This is a genomic window from Bradyrhizobium sp. USDA 4354, assembly GCF_054060315.1.
In genome coordinates this window covers 3,644,762-3,660,598 of record NZ_JBSSDC010000001.1, presented here as the reverse complement: position 1 = coordinate 3,660,598, position 15,837 = coordinate 3,644,762, and the positions used below count along the sequence as shown (strand labels likewise).

The 15,837-nt window shown below is 58.7% G+C and carries 10 protein-coding genes and 3 pseudogenes; 6 read left to right on the top strand and 7 right to left on the bottom strand.

Going from position 1 to position 15,837, the window contains the following annotated elements:
• Positions 1-10: 10 nt before the first annotated feature.
• Complete coding sequence (locus ACVIIV_RS16815; RefSeq protein ID WP_456745139.1) at positions 11-403, bottom strand: hypothetical protein; 393 nt, start codon at positions 401-403, stop codon at positions 11-13.
• Between the two features lie 787 nt (positions 404-1,190).
• The gene (locus tag ACVIIV_RS16810; protein WP_256439322.1) at positions 1,191-1,313 is read right to left on the bottom strand and encodes a hypothetical protein; all 123 of its coding nucleotides are present in this window, start codon (positions 1,311-1,313) and stop codon (positions 1,191-1,193) included.
• 628 nt (positions 1,314-1,941) lie between these two features.
• Here ACVIIV_RS16810 and ACVIIV_RS16805 point away from each other — a divergent pair.
• Complete coding sequence (locus ACVIIV_RS16805; protein ID WP_456748751.1) at positions 1,942-2,652, top strand: S1/P1 nuclease; 711 nt, start codon at positions 1,942-1,944, stop codon at positions 2,650-2,652.
• A 402-nt stretch (positions 2,653-3,054) separates the two neighbouring features.
• Here the strand turns inward: ACVIIV_RS16805 and ACVIIV_RS16800 are convergent, their stop codons facing one another.
• Entirely contained in the window at positions 3,055-3,528 is a 474-nt protein-coding gene (locus ACVIIV_RS16800; protein ID WP_456745138.1) for a MarR family winged helix-turn-helix transcriptional regulator, read from the bottom strand.
• Between the two features lie 97 nt (positions 3,529-3,625).
• Here ACVIIV_RS16800 and ACVIIV_RS16795 point away from each other — a divergent pair, with 97 nt between their 5' ends.
• The 4 genes and pseudogenes from ACVIIV_RS16795 to ACVIIV_RS16780 all read left to right on the top strand — a co-directional run bounded on the left by ACVIIV_RS16795 (position 3,626) and on the right by ACVIIV_RS16780 (position 7,948).
• Positions 3,626-3,994 (top strand): antibiotic biosynthesis monooxygenase family protein, encoded by a 369-nt coding sequence (locus ACVIIV_RS16795; protein WP_456745137.1) that lies wholly within the window; start codon positions 3,626-3,628, stop codon positions 3,992-3,994.
• Between the two features lie 30 nt (positions 3,995-4,024).
• The gene (locus ACVIIV_RS16790; RefSeq protein ID WP_342733978.1) at positions 4,025-4,471 is read left to right on the top strand and encodes a hypothetical protein; all 447 of its coding nucleotides are present in this window, start codon (positions 4,025-4,027) and stop codon (positions 4,469-4,471) included.
• Between the two features lie 120 nt (positions 4,472-4,591).
• Complete coding sequence (locus tag ACVIIV_RS16785; protein ID WP_456744697.1) at positions 4,592-7,267, top strand: PAS domain S-box protein; 2,676 nt, start codon at positions 4,592-4,594, stop codon at positions 7,265-7,267.
• A pseudogene (locus ACVIIV_RS16780) lies at positions 7,264-7,948 on the top strand (response regulator transcription factor). Before ACVIIV_RS16785 ends, ACVIIV_RS16780 begins: the two are co-directional and overlap by 4 nt.
• Positions 7,949-8,113: 165 nt before the next feature.
• On the opposite strand, the gene ACVIIV_RS16775 reads toward ACVIIV_RS16780, so the two are convergent.
• On the bottom strand, positions 8,114-8,482 hold the full coding sequence (locus ACVIIV_RS16775; RefSeq protein ID WP_456748750.1) for a transposase: 369 nt from the start codon (positions 8,480-8,482) through the stop codon (positions 8,114-8,116).
• Positions 8,483-8,515: 33 nt separating this feature from the next.
• Here ACVIIV_RS16775 and ACVIIV_RS16770 point away from each other — a divergent pair.
• Positions 8,516-9,681: pseudogene (locus ACVIIV_RS16770) on the top strand (IS5 family transposase); the annotation flags it as partial.
• A 124-nt stretch (positions 9,682-9,805) separates the two neighbouring features.
• Here the strand turns inward: ACVIIV_RS16770 and ACVIIV_RS16765 are convergent.
• From ACVIIV_RS16765 to istA, 3 genes and pseudogenes are all read right to left on the bottom strand, one after another.
• Positions 9,806-12,061, bottom strand: a complete 2,256-nt coding sequence (locus tag ACVIIV_RS16765; RefSeq protein WP_456745136.1) for a hypothetical protein — start codon at positions 12,059-12,061, stop codon at positions 9,806-9,808.
• Between the two features lie 395 nt (positions 12,062-12,456).
• The gene (gene istB, locus ACVIIV_RS16760) at positions 12,457-13,320 is read right to left on the bottom strand and encodes an IS21-like element helper ATPase IstB (RefSeq protein WP_456745135.1); all 864 of its coding nucleotides are present in this window, start codon (positions 13,318-13,320) and stop codon (positions 12,457-12,459) included.
• Positions 13,321-13,328: 8 nt separating this feature from the next.
• Positions 13,329-14,785: pseudogene (gene istA, locus ACVIIV_RS16755) on the bottom strand (IS21 family transposase); the annotation flags it as partial.
• Between the last annotated feature and the right edge of the window lie 1,052 nt (positions 14,786-15,837).

Below are 15,837 nucleotides of genomic sequence, written 5' to 3'. Positions count from 1 at the left end.
TTTGTGGTAATCAGCGCTGTTCCGTGCTCGGCTCCGCAGTCAGCGGCGCGCCTCCGACAGAAACCGGACCTTGCGGTTTCGAGGGCCGGACGTCTCTCTTGGCCGGCTTGGATGTGGTGCGCACGGGTGGCGAAGAAGCAGCAGGAGCAGGAGCAGCAACGGGCGCAGGATTCTGCAGCTCCTCGATTCTTTGGGTCAGGGCTGCGATCTGATCCGAGATCCGCTTTAGCTCGGCTTGCTGCGCATCGACGTTGCGATTGAGCTCGGCAATTTCATCGGTTGTCTTCTGCTGCCCCGATTGGATCCCTAAAAGGACGTCCCTATCCTCAGATGACAAGCCAAGCGTGGGAGGCACGACTTCATGCGCCGGCGGCGCCTCGGCAAACGTTTCGATATTCGTCAAAAAATAGGCTCCTCCGGCGCAAAGAACGAGCAATACGGCTAGAAGAGCAAAGATCCACCGAAAGCCTTTCGACGGTCTCTCCAGGACCGGCGGCAACTCCGATGCTTGGGATTGATCCGTCACAGCCACACCCTGCTCTCGTCATCTCGATCTGCTTTGGTTGTTCTCGTTGCCGCGACAGCAGAAGATGGTCAAGAGCTGCCGCGAGCCGAAATCCCCGCTGCATCGTTTTCAGCCATGTTGTCCCCAAAGCCGGGTCTCGATCGCATCAGGGTTTTTACGAGCTGCGCATTGCGCTGCAGGTGGTGAGGTAAATAATGAGGGTCGGTAGAGGGGATTACCCGTGAAGCACATCCATACCTGCTTGCTCTTGAGGGGGCCGCCTCACCGAAAGGCAATGCGCGTCGGGGATTTGCTAGGTGAGGCTTCCAGCGGTCCTGTGGCTGATTGTTCGAGGATCAGTAGTCGTAGCGTCGAAGTTGACCTGGCGCAAAAATGCTGCGCAACCCACGCAACAAACGCGTGATGCGAGCGCAATCATAAGACTAACTATATCGTTCGATGGAGGGGAATTGCGTTATTAATGGGCAACTGCACGAAGGCCAGCCAGGAGGTCAGGTCGGCCGTTCAAGACCGGCACTACATGCGAAAACGACGCGAATCGAGGAAGCGGATCCCTACGGATGCCTGAGCAGATCATCTGCAAGCGCCGGGCCTCCATATGTGGAAAACATACCAGCGCCCCTGTCCAGCTGCGTACCATCTTGCGTGAGGTCTCGCAGGGATCCTAGCGCGACCACAGGTCGGGCCGCGGGATGAAAGCAAATGCGAGCAGGCTCGAGCAAAGCGGCGCAAGCCCAGCCGCGGTCAGCGCCAACAGGCTGCCGGACACAATGTCATGATTGCGCATGAACCGTCCTTCATGGCGCCCGGAAGCAGCACGAGGGGGCGGCTGCCTTCGTGGTGAATAGCCAATCACCGGATTCCTACTCAAATTTGCTGCACTATTCCTGCAGTCTGCAAGGGAAAGCGCATTTTTTAAGCGCAATCATCCCACTGTTCGGCGGCTGCCGGCGAGAACGAACGAGTATCAAAATTTGTGCGGTGTTTGCTGGCCAATAGGCCGTGGGATGCCCCGTAAGAGCCGCCCCTCCTCCCAGGCCCGCGGTGTGAGTCGTTTCATAATTGCGATATATCGTTTCGAGTAATCCTTGTTGCATGCGCGCTCTCCTAATCCTCCTCACGGCTTTTACGATCATGTTGGCAGTACGTGACCGGCACCAAACTCGCTTCGTGCCACGCCCGACGGCATCCATGCCCCCGGTCGACGTGCCGTAACCCAGGCACCTGCCTGTCCGCAAACCACTTGACGCAGTTCATCAATATTGGGCAACCACTCAGACCCATACTTGCGATCTGCACCGCTGCTGTAGGCAGCACATCTTCCCTAGCGTGGGGACAGCCACGTCATTCTGTCATTGCGGAACTGGCGTAGCGGCACTTAAGTCCGGCAGCGCAGGCCCAAGCTCAAGGAGCCGATCGGCACACTTCGTTGGCCGCCATCTCAAACTGGGCGTACGACTATAAATTCAACGCCAGAAGGAAAGGACACCTACCGCTGGCATTTCGTCGACATCGACATCGATCGGCCGACATATGACGACGCTCTTGATTGCAAGGATGAACACGACCAGGGAACTTGCATCCTCGAAGGTCTTCCGGCGGCGATTGCGATCCTCAAAGACAATTCGCGCTCTGAGGAAGTTGCGCGCGCTGAAGCTTGTTGTCCATCTGGCTGGGGACCTGGAGCAGCGTTGCACGCAAGCGAACATAACGGCGATCAAGGAGTTAACAAACTGCATGTCATCTTGCACGCAAAGCGATACGACGGCACGTCATATACGCGCGCGCCGACATTCCACAGCATATGTGAGGACTCTCTGATCGATCTCCAGGCGCATTCGTGGGGGAGTTACACTGATGCGCTGGATGCCGATCTGCTGCCGACAGTCGAAGTCCCGCCCTATGATGAAGCACGAGTTGCTGCTTGCGCGAACGATACGCACGCCCTGGGTATAAGAGCCTATCAGCTCCTGCCCCCAGGAACGCTGGACCACAACGATTCGGGCCACACCGTAGAGTTCGGCAACGATTATGCCGTAGCCATCAAAGCGGACCTGGATCGCGAGCTGGTAAAGGGAGCCGCGCGGCTTAAGGCTATTCTGGAAGATGCACTCGGCAATTCCTAGACGAACTGCCAACCTTAGGTGGGCCGCAGAACACCTCCCGCTAATTCTCGATAATCATGATTTAACAAGATCAGTGTTGGATGCTTTGTACACTCGAAGTCCGCACGATATCCCGAGGACGGTTCTGCGCGATGAGGTCGTTCGGGTTGAGGGCAATCGGCGCGCGAACCGCGTACCAATATTGAAACTCATTAAATCCACCATACACCAGATCGCAGCATCCAGCAGATACTATTGAGGACGCGTCGGTCGTTTTACCCGAGGGGCTCCACGCGGCTTGTTTGGTAGCATAGACTCGATAGCTGCCCATTCGTAGTCCGTTAGTTCATGGCGCATGGTTCGAAGCCTCAGTTTGGGAGCTTGAATCACGGGCGCCGGGCCAATCACAATGCTTTTGCCATGTCAGGCCGACTTGTCCTCACGACTGCCCTCAAGCTTATCTCGCAAGGCCGTGATCACGCGATGGACAATCTGTATATCCTTGACCGACAGCCCTTCTGAAAGATCGTTGATCCAGGGAGCCTGCAACTCCATTGCGGCTTCGAAGGCGCGCTGTCCATTCTTAGTGAGCACGACGAGCTGCGCCCGTCGGTGATGCGGGTTGACCTCAAAAGATACGAGGCCCTCTCTGTGCAGATCATTGATAATCCGCTGCACGTTTTGACGATTGCCGCCGAGGTCACGTGCGAGCCAAGCGACCGGTTGGGGACGTTCGGCGGTCACAATGGCGCCAAGCACCTGCCAGCGTGCGCTTGTTAGGCCGAGCGGGGCGACCAGACGGTCGCCGGCCGTCAGAAATAGGCTATCGAGCCTGAATAGATCGAGAACAAGGTCGGTCAGGGCGTCACCCTCCGGGGTTCGCTTGGCTCTTTTCATTTGTCACCATTGCTTGGTATTGACACTATGATGTCAACGTGGTATGTGATCATAATACCAATTAGACATCACAGATCAAATAGCAATGGAGGCACTCATGTCGCTGCTACGTCCACTCGACCCTTCCTTCCCGATCGACCGCCAGATCGCTATCGACGCAAATTCGGTCGTCCTGGTGAACCCATTCACTCTCGACAAAGCCGATGAGGCGGCTTTTCTCAAGACCTGGCAGGACGACGCAGCGTTCATGAAGCAACAGCCGGGCTTCATTTCCACTCAGCTGCACAGAGCTCTCGGCGACAGCTCGACCTATCTGAACTACGCCGTCTGGGAATCCACCGCACACTTCCGCGCGGCCTTCACCCATCCTGACTTTCTAGCAAAAATCGCCAGCTATCCGGCCTCCGCGATAGCCTCCCCTCATCTGTTCCAGAAAGTTGCCGTGCCCGGCATCTGCGTTGCCTAGCCCTGCTCTTTTTAGGAAGGGAAGATACTCATGATCAAGTTGATCCATCCTGTCGCTGGCGCCTTGGCTATCGGAACGATCGGCACATTTTGGCTGTCGACGGTACTCAGCGAGCTGTTCGCGTCCCATGCCACAGTTGCAGCGGTTAAGAGCACCATACCGTGGGGTTTCTTGTTGCTGATTCCGGCGCTCGCTGCGACCGGTGGTACAGGTGTCATCTTGGCAAAGGCGCGCCGGGCCGGACTGATCGGGACCAAATTCAAGCGCATGCCATTCATTGCAGGAAACGGCATCCTGATTCTTATTCCGTCTGCGCTCTTCCTTGCGTCCAAGGCTCAGGCGGCTGAATTCGATGCCACGTTCTATGCTGTGCAGGTGATCGAGCTCGTCGCGGGCGCAACAAACATTACACTTCTTGCTCTCAACATGCGGGACGGTCTCAAAATGAAGGGATGGTTGCGCCACAAACCCGCTTGATCACCGGAACCAGAACTGCGCGGACAACTGACCTGAGGCCCGGTATTGTCGTGGCGTTATCAGTACGCGCCCTAAAACGTTATAGCTCTCCCGCCGGAGAACCGGCCGGACCGTGTCAAAATGCGTAGCCAGATCAGCAGTTTTAAAAGTTCAGCCCCTCAGTTTACCTTCGGCAGCATAACGCTGGCCGTGGTAACACTGGCATGCTTGTACCTTCAGGCGCATTTCGCCGCGACGGCGTTCGCCTATTTGTTAGTGGTATTGCTGTTTTCGTTGATGGGCAGCTTCGTCGCCTCGTCCGCGCTTTGCATCCTAGCCATCGCTGCTCTTGTTTACTACTTTGCGCCGCCGGCGTTTAGCCTGCGAATCGATAACCCCAAAGATCTTCCGGTGGTTGTTGCATTCCTTATTTCCTCGATTGTGGGAACGCACCTGATCGGAAAGCTCCGCCAGGAAAGAGAGGCTGCGCGTGTGGCTGCGGTCAAGCTTCAGCGGAGTGCGGCCGATTTGGAGGATCGCGAAAAACGGTGGCGCGCAATATTCGAGCACAATCCGGCCATGTACTTCATGGTCGATGAAGCTGGCACTGTCCTCAACGTCAATACGTTCGGCGCGACACAACTCGGCTATGCTCGTGCTGAACTGATCGGTCAATCCGTGCTGGGCGTATTTCTTGAGGAGGATCGCGCGTTCGTTCGCAAATGCGTTCGGACGTGCCTTGAGGACATCGGACAATCGCGGACGTGGGACGTCCAGAAAGTCAGGAAGGACGGCTCGGTATTGTGGGTACGTGAAAACGCCAAAGCCATGCTCTGGGGCGATGAGCAGCCCATTGTCCTTATCGCCTGCGAAGATATCACGGAGCGAAGGCGGACCGAACTTGCCCTGCAGCGGAGCGAAGCACATTTAGCCCAGGCGCAGGAGTTGAGTCACACAGGCAGCTTCAGCTGGAACCCCACTACGGGCGAGGCCTTCTGGTCAAAGGAAACATTTCGGATTTTCCAATTAGATCCTGACACAGTGCCGCCGGGGCCGCAGCTCGTCGTTGAGCGCACTCATCCAGATGATAGGGCTTCGGTTAAAGAAATTATCGATCGCGCGATGCGAGACCCGAGCGATTTCGAGCACGAATACCGGCTTCTGCTACCGGACGGCTCGGTGAAGCACATCCATGCGCAGGCACGAGCGACGAGAACAGCCTCTGGTAACATCGAGTTTGTTGGGGCAGCTACGGATATTACGGCGGCGAGGCGAGCAGAACAGCAGCTGCGCCGGAGCGAGGCCTATCTGGCCGAAGCCCAGCATCTCACTCACACGGGCAGCTGGTCCTGGGACGTCTACGGTCTAGATTTCGTGTATCGCTCCGCCGAGGTCGATCGTCTGTTTGGCTTTAGCCCGCAAGAGCCGGTATCGATCGAGACCATTCGATCGCGCATCCATCCGGACGACTTGCCGCGGCTACAGGAGGTGCAGCGACAGGCGATTGAACGCAAGGAGGGGCGGTTCGAGTATGATTTTCGTATCCTTCTACCAGATGGCGGGATAAGACGCATACACTCCGTTGCGCACGTGGTGGTCGGCAGCGATGGTAACGTCAGCGAGCTGATCGGAACACATATGGATGTCACCGAGCAACACGCAGCTAGGGAACGCCTGGAAAACACACTTGCCGCGCTGCGCGAAAGCGAACAGCGCTTTCGCGACTACGCCGAAACAGCTTCCGACTGGCTCTGGGAGACCGGGTCGGATCATCAGGTCACTCACTTATCCGAGCACACCAGCGCTGCGGGAATTTTGGCGACAGGATTGATGGGCTTGCTTCGCTGGGACATTGCGTGCGACGTCGAAGAGGAACCCGAGAAGTGGCGGCAGCATCGGGCGACGTTGGAGGCCCATCTTCCGTTTCGGGATCTCGTCTACCGCACCGTGAATCGGACAGGTTCTCCGATCTATGTCCGCACGAGTGGCAAGCCTTTTTTCGATGGAAAGGGTAATTTTCTCGGCTACCGTGGCGTCAGCACTGACATCACCGCTACCATTCGCGCCGACCAAGCCGAACAAGAACTACGAAAGGCACAGGCGGAGCTTGCGCATGTCACGCGTGTAACGACGTTAGGGGAGCTGACAACTTCCATCGCCCACGAAATAAACCAGCCACTCGCCGCTATTATCAGCAACGCCGATGCGTGCCTCGGTTGGATGGGTCGCGAAGCTCCTAATCTTTCCGCGGCGCGCTCTTCGGTGGAGTGGATCATCGAAGACGCAATCCGGGCAAGCGAGGTGATTCGTCGTATTCGCGCGCTCGCGAAGAAAGGCGCGATTGAGATGGTGCCGCTCGATATCAATGAGGTCGTTAAGGACGTCATTGCGCTGGTAACACGAGAGCTGGTGAGCCACCGAGTGACGTTACGAACGGAGTTGACGGCAGAGCTGCCTACGATCCTCGGCGATCGGATTCAGCTACAGCAGGTGATCATCAACCTGGTGATGAACGGAATCGAAGCCATGGACGCAGTTACAGACCGGACGCGCGAACTGCTGATTCAATCATCAAAGAATGATGTGGGGCACGTCCAGCTTGCTGTGACCGATTGCGGCGTCGGCATCGCAGAGAAGGACGCGGACCGCGTCTTGGATCCCTTCTTCACTACCAAATCGAGTGGCCTTGGAATGGGTCTTTCGATCTGCCGGTCGATCGTGGAAGCACACGGAGGACGGCTGTCAATGGTCCACAAAAATGGACCGGGCGCGACCTTCCAGTTTGCCCTGCCGCTGCATAAGGAGGCCGTCTCGTGACAGGACGCTTTGACTCGCCAGGTGAAGGCAGCAATGCCGAGGCCTCGACAAAGGCGATCGTCTTCGTCGTCGAGGATGACATCTCCATGCGTCGCTCGCTTACGAACCTTTTTCAATCGGTAGGGTTAGACGTCATTGCATTCGGATCGGCCCGCGAAATGCTGCAGAGCACAATTCCGGACGTTAATAGCTGTCTAGTACTTGATGTCCGGCTGCCAGGCTTGAGCGGCCTTGACTACCAGACCGAGCTAGCGAGGTTGAACATACATATTCCGATCATTTTCATTACCGGCCATGGCGACATTCCCATGACCGTCAGGGCCATGAAGGAAGGAGCGGGTCGATTTTCTCAGCAAACCGTTTCGCGATCAGGAACTGCTTGATGCCGTGGTTGCCGCGACCGAACGCGATCGCAAAAGACGGGAGGCTCAGCAGACCGTCGCTAACCTGCAGGCTCTATTTGAGACCTTAAGCCCGCGCGAGCAGGCGGTGATGAAACTGGTCGCTACCGGCCTGATGAACAAGCAGGTAGCCGCCGAGCTTGGGCTCGCCGAGATTACGGTCAAGATCTACCGGGGACACGTCATGAAAAAGATGCGTGCACGGTCGCTGGCCGACTTGATCAGAATGACTGAGACGCTGGGAATTCGCGCCAATCATCCTGAACAAACCCAAGTATGATTTTACAATTTCATCAGTCGAGCCCACTTTTCGCCGAAGGTGGCTAATGCTTGCAGCCGCTATTCCCGCTTCAGGAGGGCTCGTCTTGTCCACGCCTTTGATTTCCGTCGTTGACGACGACGCCTCAGTCCGTGCGGCGACAGAGAATCTTTTGAAATCGCGTGGCTACATCGCCCAAATATTTGCCTCGGCCAAACACAGAGGAGCCCGGAGCAGGCTAAAACGCTTTGAGAAGCCGTACGGTTGATTGCGATTGCTGCGGTTTGGAATAACCGGCTTGGTTCCGCGCTCATCGAGTACTTCACGCAATTCGGCGCTATCATAGGCTTTGTCACCGAGCATCCGTTTCGGCCGCTTGACCCTGCGGATCAGGCGTTCTGCGATCAGACAGTCGTGCGCTTCGCCTCCAGTCAACAGAATGGCGATCAGGCGCCCCTTAGCATCTGCGAGTGCGTGTATCTTCGTGTTGCGCCCTCCGCGCGAGCGACCAACAGCCTGCTTCTGCCCCCCCTTTTCCGCCCGCTGCCGAGCGATGCGCTTTGACGTGGGTGGAGTCGATCATCTGGGTGTCCGCTTTACAGCGAGAACGGCCGGGCCGGGATCGCGAGGCTCTTGCTGCTCAAGCACATTTACGGGCTGTCCGATGAGGGGGTGTGCGAGCGCCGGGTTCACGACCTAGAGTTCTTCCAGCACGCTTTCACGCACGAGCGCTCGGACCTGAGCCATTGGCGCAAGCGGCTCGGCGACAAGCTGGAGCTGCTGCGGACCGAGCGCCTGCGGGTGGCGCACGAGGCCGGCACGTTACGCAGCCAGGACCTCAAGCGCGTCACGGTCGATACCACAGTGCAGCCGAAGGCCATCACCATTCCGACCGATGCCGAGCTGCTGCATGCGGGCATCAAGGGCCTCAATCAGTTGGCGAGAAGGCACGGGGTCAGGTCCGGCAATCCTATGCTCGCGTGGCCAAGGCCGCCGCGATGATGGCTTCCCGCTACGCTCGCGCCAAACAGTTCAGGCGGCATCAGGGACAGTTGCGCATCCTGCGTAGCAGGCTGGGCCCAATCATTCGCGACATCCGCCGCAACATCGAGGGCCAGCCGGCACTGGAGGAGGCCTTCGCCCTTTCGCTCGGCTGGGCCGCGCAGATTCGTTCGCAGCAGCAGCGCCAGCGCGGCTGGAAGCTTTTATTCCTTCCATGGTCCGGAGGTGGAGTGCATCGGCAAAGCCAAGGCCGCCGCGCCTTACGAGTTCGGCGTGAAGGCCTCCGTCGTCACCAACAATCGCCGCGCTCCCGGCGGAGTGTTCGTGCTGCACGCGAGCGCAATGCCCGACAATCCGTATGATGGGCACCCCCTGCGGGACGTCATCGAGCGTACCGAGACGCTCACCGGCTGTCCGATCGCGCGGGCCTATATCGACAAGGGGTACCGCGGCCACGATGCGTCGCGTCTTCATCTCCGGCCAGAAGCGCAGCATCTTCGGTGTCATCAAGCGCGAGCTGCGGCGTCGCTCTGTCATCGAGCCCATCATCGGGCACATGAAGGCCGAAGGCCACCCTCGGCCGCTGCTACCTCAAAGGGCCGCGCCGGCGACCCCGCCAATGTCGTCCTCTCAGCCGTCGGCCACAACTTCCAGCCGCATCCTCGCCCGGCTCAGAGAACTCTTGGGCCTCTTCCTCGAGTTGCTAATGGCGAACGCTCGCCTATCCAACACAGCTCAATCCGGCTTCTTAACTCAGGAGTTGGAGCCTGGAGGCCAAAGTGCGGTTCATTCGGCCACTGGATCCGGATGCGAAGAAGACCGATGCCGTACCACAAGCGGCACTCTATCGAGTCGCTTAACTAGTCTCGTATCGAGTCACCTGCGCGCCCCGCGCTCCGTTCCGGCAAAAAGATACCCTGGATAGCCGCTAAAGGCGGAACCTAACAAGGACTTGCAGAACGCAGGCGTGAGCTTGCCGCGGTGGATCACGACGTCTTCGTGACCCGTTGCAGCTCGAGCGTTCTGCCACAGGCGATTGTAGCCGCGCTGTTCGTTGGATTTCACGTGGCAAGCGGCGAATTCGGCGTCATCCAATGTCGTTAACTGCCACGCATAGACCGGCCGCTTCGTATGGATGTGCACCCACATCGGATTCACCGTACCATTGCGCAGTGGCGTAGGCTGCAGCTTGAGCTCGAACAGCGTTCCTGGCTCACCCTTCAGCGCGCGCGGTGACTCCAAGGGAGCCAACTCCTCGGCCGCCTGCAACCGTTCGAGGTACTTCTGCGAGGGAAACGCATAGGTCTTCATGCAATCGATCTCGATCGAAGCCTTTTGCGCCTTCGCAGTACGTGCCTGCCCCTTAACCTCCGACAACATCGCCTTGAGGCGGACTATTTTTTTTTGCACTTCGGGCACTTGGATAGGCGTGAGTAGGCCGCGTCGGCGAGGTTCGTCCAGCGCCTTTACACAGGCCTCAATCTCCGCGGATTGGCTCTGCAGCCGCTCAACCACGGTGTCCACGACGTGCTCGGCATCTTCGGGCTTCATGTGGCGCGCTTGCGAAACGGCTCTTTGCTCACTGGGCAGATCGAATTGCAAGAGTTCGTCCAATCGCGCGAGCAGGCGCGTCAGTGTCTCCTTCGATGGCGGGGCCTGCCATATTGCCAAGTGTTCCCTCGCGGACGATGACATCCTCGTATGCGCCTCTTCCGCGCTCGCGAGTTTCTTCGTGCCCAGATCCGAGAGCACAATAACCTTGGTGGTTCGCGCCGTGTCGGCTTCGGGCCTAGCGAGCTGCGGCTCGGGCTGCCCGGCTGCCGAGCTCCCCGCACCTCCGGCCTGCCTCCGCTTGCCCTTCCCTTTCCTTCGCGCTGGACTGCGTTCGGCCGCCGGGTCGTTGCCGGCAGTGTCAGCCGGTGACGCAAGGCCAGCCTCCGTTGGCGGTGCAATGATGGCTGGTGTCTTCGGCTGCACTGCTAGCAGGCGCATGACCTCATGTGCCGTGACCCACGATCCTTCCACGATCTGATCCAACAGATCCAACGGAAGCTCGGGACTTGCTCCCTTATTCCTTAGTTCGGCAACCATGTTGGGCAACGCCGACGCAAATTCCGATAGCCGCTCCATGACCCCTTCCAGAACGGCGCAGTGCTCTGCGTCCAGGGCTTGTCCTTTGCTGTTCAGAACAGCGTCGCCCGTTGAGAGGAATGCCGGAACAACATCGCCCATGAAGGTTCCGAGTAGACGCGCCCGACCGTTCTCACCCAAGAGGATTTGCCTGACGGCCGGGTCGAGCGTGTTCGCGTGCGACTCAATCATGACCCGCGCGAGAAGGACTTGCGATTGCAGATGCACGCACCTCGTATTCAGTGCCCAGCCGGTATGCAGCCGTAGTGTCGCCTGTTCGGCCTGTCGCCTTTCGGCCGTTGCACTTGGCAAGCTGGCAGTGGCTGCGCAGACGGACTGCATCCGTTCAGAGCGCAATGCCTTCTTTTCCCACCACTCCGTGCAGGCCAAATAGTGTTTCGCCACACTGGAAGCCGCTCGGATCAGCTGGTCGGGCGGAGCATTGGATTGGCGCATCCGCTCGAGTATCTTTCCCGCATTCTCCCTACTCTTCTCCAAGGCGTAGATAGTCGGTTCGGCCAGCGCGTTGCATTCGTTCCCCGCATCCAGAGTCCGGTCACGAATTCGGCAAGCCTGCTCTTCGGACAGAATGCTGCGCGCCACATCTGGAGACAGGCTCGCGTAGTAATCCAGAACTGCTGCGCCTGCTTTGACAACCTGATCGATCAGCTCTTGCGCCTCAGACGAGTTCTGAGCGCCCATGGCAGCACTGTGGCAAGCATCAAGTTCCTCAAGCAGGCCGTCCATATTTTGTTTCGCTGCCTTGATCCCCTCACCGCTTGAGGAAATGGGGACTGCCACACCCGAACCTGAGGGCAGGCTCGCGAGCGTCGCCATTCTATCTTCAGACGCGAAGCGCATCCGCTCCACGACGGAGTTGAAAACTCGGTCGCCTTCCGCAGGGACAAACTTTGGCTCCGAATGCGCACTGCTCGATACCGACGTGGTGTCGGCTCCCGCAGCCCCAACGTGCGGTTCGCCAGGTCGGCCAATCCCCGTCATGTTCCATCTCCAATACGGTCAACAATGCGCAGCGTCCCTGGATAGGCCGCCTGGCTGACGGCTGGCTGACGAAGGATGCTCTCCGAATGCACAACCCCGCCGTCCGAGTTCCAATTTCATGGAATCTGTTGTGGTGCCGAGGCAGCAATAGGGGATGACCCATAAGGTGCGGGATAGTCGATTGTAGCGCCGGTCCGCATTCCGCTGCCTCGCGGTGACCAGTATGGAAATGTGCGCTGCCAGAAATAGCCCTGACAAAGTCATTCCCGAATACCGAAAGCCGTCGAGCATGGCGAACCGCAGGGTCGATTGTCAGGCTTTCGGCAGCCGCAAAGCTCTTATTAACCGGGAGGAGATGCTATTGGTCGACCAAAGAGTTTCGATCTAACTATGTGTCAATCGGCCTGCAAATTTGACCCCTCATCGGCGTCCAATTTTGACCCCTTCGTGCGGCGGGTTTTGCTGGTAGCGCTCGTTTCGTCGGAGCTAGCCGGGATAGCGGAGGCAAGACGAGCGCGGGTGGCGTGATCGTTGTCTCGGCTCTTGAATCGCCAACTATCGTTGCCGGTCTCGACAATGTCGCAGTGATGGGTCAATCGGTCGAGCAGCGCCGTGGTCATTTTGGCGTCGCCGAACACGCTCGGCCACTCGCCGAAGGCGAGATTGGTGGTGACGATGACGGAGGCGCGCTCATAGAGCCGGCTGACGAGGTGGAAGAGAAGCTGTCCACCGGACTGGGCGAAGGGCAAATAACCGAGTTCATCCAGCACGATGAAGTCCATCCGGGTCAGATACTCGGCCAGCCGTCCTTGCCGTCCGTTGCGGGTCTCGGTCTCGAGGCGATTGACGAGGTCGACTACGTTGAAGAAGCGGCCGCGAGCGCCGGATCGGATGCAGCTTCTGGCGATGGCAATGGCCAGGTGGGTTTTGCCTGTGCCGGTGCCGCCGACCAGCACGACGTTGCGTTGTTGGGCGATGAAGCCGCCGCCAGCGAGATCATTGACGAGAGTCTGATTGATCGGCGTACCATCGAACTGGAAGTCGGCGATGTCCTTTGCAAGCGGCAGCTTGGCAGTGGTGAGCTGGTATTTGATCGAGCGGGCCTGCTTCTCGTTGATCTCGGCGTTGAGCAGGTCGCCGACAATGCGCTGAGGTTCGTGCTGGCGCTTGACGGCAGTTGCCATGATCTCGTCGAATGCAGCCTTCATGCCGTAGAGCTTGAGTTCGCCCATGAGGTCGACGATTTGAGTTCGTTCCATCAGATGGTCCTCCGGAGGTTGTCGTAGCGGGCACAATCGGCGATCGGTGCAGGACGGAGCATCAGTGCGGCCGGCGTCATGATGTTGGCCGGTGGGGCGGGTTCACGTTGCCGGGCCAGGATGTTGAGAACGACATCGGCGGAATGGACGCTGTGACTGAGCGCCTCGGCACACGCCGCTTCCACCGCGGGCAGACCGTCAGTCAGCACCGCGTTGAGGATGTCGACCATCTGCCGATTGCCATCGTCGGTGCTGGCAAGCTTGCGCCGGATCCGCTCGATCGCGGCCGGCAGCACCCAGTCTTTGAAGGGAGCACCGTTGCGCAAGGCGCCGGGTTTGCGGGCAAGCACCGGCACATAGTGCCAAGGATCGTAGACGGTATCGCCGCGGCCAAAGGATCGAGGGTGCTCGGCAACGATGCGTCCATCCTGACGGATCACGATGCGATCGGCATAGGCTTGAACCTCGACCGGTCGTCCGACTGCGCTGGCTGCGACCGAGTACTTGTTGTTGTCGAAGCGCACCAGGCAGGTCTTCGAGACCGATGCCGTCACCGCATGGAAGCCGTCGAAGTGGCCGGCATAGGGAACGAGCTTGGTGCGTTCGGCTTCGAACACTTCCCAGATCGTCTGATCGACCAGCTCCGGATGGCGATGCGCCTTGGCGTAGGCGATGCATTTGTCGAGCAGCCAGCCGTTTAACTCGTCGAGGTTTTTGAACCGTAGCCGCGGCGTAAAGAAGCGTTCCCTGACCAGCCCGACGCTGGCGTGCAGGCGACCGGATCGACCAAATAGTGGCTGCACATCTGCAGGAAGCGGCGATTGTAGAGACGCCCTTTACCGACGAAGATCGTCTCTACGGCGGTCTTCCTGTTGTCGTAGATGCCGCGGGTGAAGGTGCCTTTGAACAGGGCGAACGCCCGGTCGTGGGCGTCGAACACCATCTCCTGCGTCTCCCGCGGATAGGCCCGCACGAACAGCATGCGACTGTGACAGAGCCGAACATGGGCGGCCTTCACCATCACCGTGGTGCCGCTCAGCAGGACCACCTCGTGGCTCCAGTCGAACTGGTAGGCTTCGCCGGGGGCAAAGCTCAGCGGGACATAAGCGGCCGCGGTCGATTGCCCGCGTTCTTTGCTCCACCGCCTGGCGTAACGCCGCACCGCATCGTAACCGCCGTCATAGCCGCGGCCGCGCAGCTCTTCAAAGATCCGGATCAACGTCAGCTGTTCACAAGCCGATTTAGCCGCGTTCGCCGCCAGCAATCCGTCAAGCTCTACTGCCCATCGTCCTAGCTTTGGCCGCGGCTGCACCTGCCGCTCGTACTCGAAGGAGGTCTCTCCCGACCTCAGCACCTTCCGAACCGTGTTCCGCGACACCTTCAGGTCACGGGCGATCTCCTTGATCGTCTTGCCCTTGATGAAGTGCTCGCGCCGGATCCGGGCAATCGTCTCCACGATCAGCATCCCCCCACCACCTGCTTCGTTCTTCGTTCCAAAGCAGGCAGCGCAACAGACCAATCTGTAGGGGGGCAATTTTGGACGCCGATCCCCCGGCTTAGGGGGTCAATATTGCAGGCCGAATGACAATCAACCCTGCGATTATCGAAAGCGCTACTAAGAAATGGCGTCCACCGCTTAGTCTTCAATGCTGAACTCATCGCCTGCCGTATCGAAAGCGCTGTCAAGGTGGTTTCCAATCAATGGACAGCATCTCCTGGCTGCCTTGGACGGCTTGAGCGTCGATCTACAGGATGCATGCACATGATCCGAGGCTGGCGGCATGGGCCTGAACACGACCTCGGTCCGGGCCAAGGTGACCTCTCAAGGATGTGAAACCGGAGGTGACGCGGCCGCTCTTCAATATCGTTCAGGAGATCGGCGCGAAGACGATCCATTATTTCTATGACTTCGGTGACAGCTGAGACCAAGTGATCAAACTCGAAAAATGGTTCGACACCACGACGATAGAGGGACTTCCCTCCTGCTCAAGGACGTCGGGGGTGCGCCCGGCTATGCCGAATACCTCGATGCCAGCGGCGACCCTACTCATCTGGAATATGAAAATATGCCCCTCTGGGGCCCGCACAGTTCGATCCCAACCTCGTCACCCCGAGGATGCTCGAGGCCGGCGCCAGCGCATTGTCCAAAATTTGGAAGCCGCGGCGTTGCGGCACGCGGCTCAAATAGATGTCAAGCGTCAATCATCAAAAGGGCCGCAGAGCTACGCTTACAGTCCGCTTACCGGTCTGGCCAGCCAAGTCGGCAATGAAGAGGCGAGGAACTCAGCTCGTTCACTTCAGCCGGAGTGAGTTTCTGGCTGACGGACCGCAGCGTTTGTCTTGCCGCTTTGGGACCAACCTAGGCAAGCGCGCGCACGCTCGACGGCTTGCGAGGGATAGCTGCCAACCGGGCGCATGCTTGAGCTCCACCATCTGCTTGCCGATGTAAAGCTTACGAGAAGGACCGGACGTTAGATATAGTCTAGCATCCCAACGGAGCAATCGCGGTTGCTGCCA

Coding starts and splice junctions, on each gene's coding strand:
- ACVIIV_RS16795 (WP_456745137.1), top strand. CDS start 3,626: ATGTCGCTGCTACGTCCACTCGACCCTTCCTTCCCGATCGACCGCCAG.
- ACVIIV_RS16800 (WP_456745138.1), bottom strand. CDS start 3,528: ATGAAAAGAGCCAAGCGAACCCCGGAGGGTGACGCCCTGACCGACCTT.
- ACVIIV_RS16785 (WP_456744697.1), top strand. CDS start 4,592: ATGCGTAGCCAGATCAGCAGTTTTAAAAGTTCAGCCCCTCAGTTTACC.
- ACVIIV_RS16765 (WP_456745136.1), bottom strand. CDS start 12,061: ATGACGGGGATTGGCCGACCTGGCGAACCGCACGTTGGGGCTGCGGGA.
- istB (WP_456745135.1), bottom strand. CDS start 13,320: ATGGAACGAACTCAAATCGTCGACCTCATGGGCGAACTCAAGCTCTAC.
- ACVIIV_RS16810 (WP_256439322.1), bottom strand. CDS start 1,313: ATGCGCAATCATGACATTGTGTCCGGCAGCCTGTTGGCGCTGACCGCG.
- ACVIIV_RS16790 (WP_342733978.1), top strand. CDS start 4,025: ATGATCAAGTTGATCCATCCTGTCGCTGGCGCCTTGGCTATCGGAACG.